This is a genomic window from Marivita sp. (genome assembly GCF_051859345.1).
Lineage (GTDB): Bacteria > Pseudomonadota > Alphaproteobacteria > Rhodobacterales > Rhodobacteraceae > Marivita.
The window spans coordinates 1-2,663 of sequence record NZ_JBHYFV010000095.1 but is presented as its reverse complement, the minus strand read 5'-3'; the positions used below and the strand labels follow the sequence as shown (position 1 = coordinate 2,663).

Below are 2,663 nucleotides of genomic sequence, written 5' to 3'. Positions count from 1 at the left end.
GATCTGGAGAAGGAGCGCACCATGGGCCGCAAACACATCATTCCCTATGGCCTCTATCGTGCCCATGGCTACATATCGGCCAAGCTCGCTGAGCGTACCGGCTTCTCGGACGATGATCTCGAGCTGCTGTGGCGCGCGTTGGTCAATATGTTCGAGCATGACCGCTCCGCTGCTCGTGGCGAAATGTCGGCGCGCAAGCTGATCGTCTTCAAGCACGATAACCCGATGGGTAATGCCCCGGCACACCTGCTGTTCGACAGCGTAAAAGTCGAGCGTGTCGAAGGTGAGGAGAACACGCCAGCCCGTCATTACAGCGATTATCGCGTCTCTGTCGATGCAGAGGCCTTGCCGGCCGGTGTCAGCGTCGACGAGAAGCTGTAGGCGAATGGGATGGAGGATGACGTTCGACCGGTCCCGCTCTCGGCGCTGCAGCACATGTTGTTCTGCCCGCGCCAGTGTGCGCTGATTCACCTCGAACAGCAGTGGGAGGAGAACCGCTATACGGCTGAAGGGCGCATTCTCCATGAGCGGGCCGACCACCTGGGCCATGAGCGCCGGCGCGGCATTCATACCGCGATGGCGCTTCCGCTGGCCAGTGAGGTGCTGGGATTGACCGGAGTTGCCGATGTGGTTGAGTTCGACGAAACCCGGCAACCTCACGTGGTGAGGCCCATAGAATACAAACGTGGCCGGCCCAAGGCGCATCGAGCCGATGAAGTACAACTCTGTGCCCAGGCGCTGTGCCTGGAGGAGATGCTGAGCCTCAGAATCGAGGAGGGCGCGCTGTACTACGGCAAGACCCGGAGGAGAAAGACCGTCACGTTCGACGAAGAGCTTCGGACACTGACCTTGCGAATCATCGCAGAGACGCGTGCCCTCTTCGATAGCAACCGTACGCCATCCGCTACCTACGAGCCAAAGCGCTGCGACCACTGCTCGCTGATAGATGCCTGCCAACCTCAGGTCATGGGTAAGCAGAGATCGGCAGGCCGCTGGCTGGAGCGTCAAATTCAATCTCTGGATGAGTGAATCGTATGCGCCGCCAGCTCAATACACTCTACATCACTACTGAGGGGGCTTGGCTCAAGAAGGATGGAGCCAATGTGGTCATGGATGTCAAGGGCAAGGAGCGGGCACGACTTCCCATTCATATGCTCGAATCACTGGTCTGCTTCGGCAGGGTGCTGGTATCTCCACCATTGATGGGCTTTTGTGCCGAGCAAGGAGTCACCATTACCCACCTGACTCCCAACGGTAAGTTTCTTGCCCGTATCGAGGGGCCGGTGTCAGGCAATGTGCTGCTGAGGCGTGCACAGTATCGCACCAGCGATGACGGGGTTGGTTGTGCTGATATCGTTCGCGGTCTGTTGATTGGCAAGGTGCATAACCAGCGTGCGGTAATCGCCAGAGGGCTTCGAGACTACGGTAGCAAGCTGGAGCCGCCTGAGCGAGAAGATTTGGAAAGGGCGCGTACCCGCCTAAGCCGGATCGCTCGGGATCTATTGCATGAACCCACGACGAATGGATTACGTGGCTTGGAGGGCGAAGCCGCACAGGTCTATTTCGGCGTCTTTGATAGTCTCGTTCGCCACGATGGTGAAGTCTTCCGCTTTACTGGCCGCAACCGTCGTCCACCGCGTGATCGCCTCAATGCGCTGTTGTCCTTCCTCTATACGTTGTTGACCCACGACTGCCGTTCGGCGCTAGAAAGCGTAGGGCTGGACCCGGCAGTGGGATTCCTTCATCGGGATCGCCCCGGCCGGCCCAGCTTGGCACTCGATCTTGCCGAGGAGTTCAGGCCCCTGCTGGGGGATAGATTGGCGCTGTCTCTAGTCAATCGTCGCCAACTACGAGAGAAGGACTTCACGGTTGCTGAAAGCGGTGGTGTGGTCTTGACCGACGATGCGCGCAAGACGGTACTGACCGCCTATCAGGAGAGGAAGCGCGAAGAACTTAATCACGCCTTTATCGGCGAGAAGGCTCCGATTGGCATGCTGCCGATATTGCAGGCTCAGTTGTTGGCACGCCATCTGCGCGGCGACCTGGATGCCTACCCGCCCTTCTTATGGAAGTGACTCGACTAGGAGAGTGCAGCGATGATGGTTCTGGTCAGCTATGACGTCAGCACGTCATCAGAGGGTGGCGAAGGAAGGTTGCGCCGGGTTGCCAAGGCTTGCCGTGATGTCGGGCAGCGAGTGCAATTCTCGGTTTTCGAGATCGAAGTCGATCCTGACCAATGGGTTCGCCTTCGACAGCGGCTAATCGATCTGATCGATGATGAAGTGGATAGCTTGCGCTTCTACTTCCTGGGAAAGAACTGGAAGAATCGTATTGAGCATATTGGCGCAAAGCCTGCCTTGGATATGAATGGTCCCCTCGTTTTCTAGTTTCCCTCCTGTTCTGCGAACCATAAGCGTCCTGGGTTTTCCTGGCAGGTTCGCGGCTCTTTAACAATTTGATTTTTCTCCTTTTATTATGCCTGGCCATCAAAGCCAGGCAGTATTTCCTGCTGCTGAGTCCTATTTCGCAGAACTATAGGCATTTCACCTGCTCCATCAAAGCGTTATAAGGGAACAGTCGCGGCCCGCACGGGCCGCGCGGATAGAAACATCTACCGCGAATCCAAGTACAACCCGGAGTGCGAGTCGCGGCCCGCACGGGCC

4 protein-coding genes are annotated in these 2,663 nt (G+C 57.6%); all 4 read left to right on the top strand.

Annotated elements, in window-relative coordinates; translation table 11 throughout:
* Positions 1-381: type I CRISPR-associated protein Cas7 (locus ACTIEN_RS22130; RefSeq protein ID WP_439525297.1), on the top strand; the 381-nt coding region annotated here is incomplete at its 5' end.
* A gap of 9 nt (positions 382-390) precedes the next feature.
* The gene (cas4, locus tag ACTIEN_RS22125; RefSeq protein ID WP_267963561.1) at positions 391-1,029 is read left to right on the top strand and encodes a CRISPR-associated protein Cas4; all 639 of its coding nucleotides are present in this window, start codon (positions 391-393) and stop codon (positions 1,027-1,029) included.
* 5 nt (positions 1,030-1,034) lie between these two features.
* Positions 1,035-2,075, top strand: a complete 1,041-nt coding sequence (gene cas1c / locus ACTIEN_RS22120; RefSeq protein ID WP_439525296.1) for a type I-C CRISPR-associated endonuclease Cas1c — start codon at positions 1,035-1,037, stop codon at positions 2,073-2,075.
* Between the two features lie 21 nt (positions 2,076-2,096).
* Positions 2,097-2,387 carry a CRISPR-associated endonuclease Cas2 gene (gene cas2, locus ACTIEN_RS22115; protein ID WP_010626372.1) on the top strand — a complete coding sequence of 97 codons (291 nt, stop codon included), beginning with the start codon at positions 2,097-2,099 and terminating at the stop codon, positions 2,385-2,387.
* Positions 2,388-2,663: the final 276 nt, after the last annotated feature.

Bases quoted from the DNA above. Each gene is read 5' to 3' on its own strand.
- cas4 (WP_267963561.1), top strand. From the start codon at position 391: ATGGAGGATGACGTTCGACCGGTCCCGCTCTCGGCGCTGCAGCACATG.
- cas1c (WP_439525296.1), top strand. From the start codon at position 1,035: ATGCGCCGCCAGCTCAATACACTCTACATCACTACTGAGGGGGCTTGG.
- cas2 (WP_010626372.1), top strand. From the start codon at position 2,097: ATGATGGTTCTGGTCAGCTATGACGTCAGCACGTCATCAGAGGGTGGC.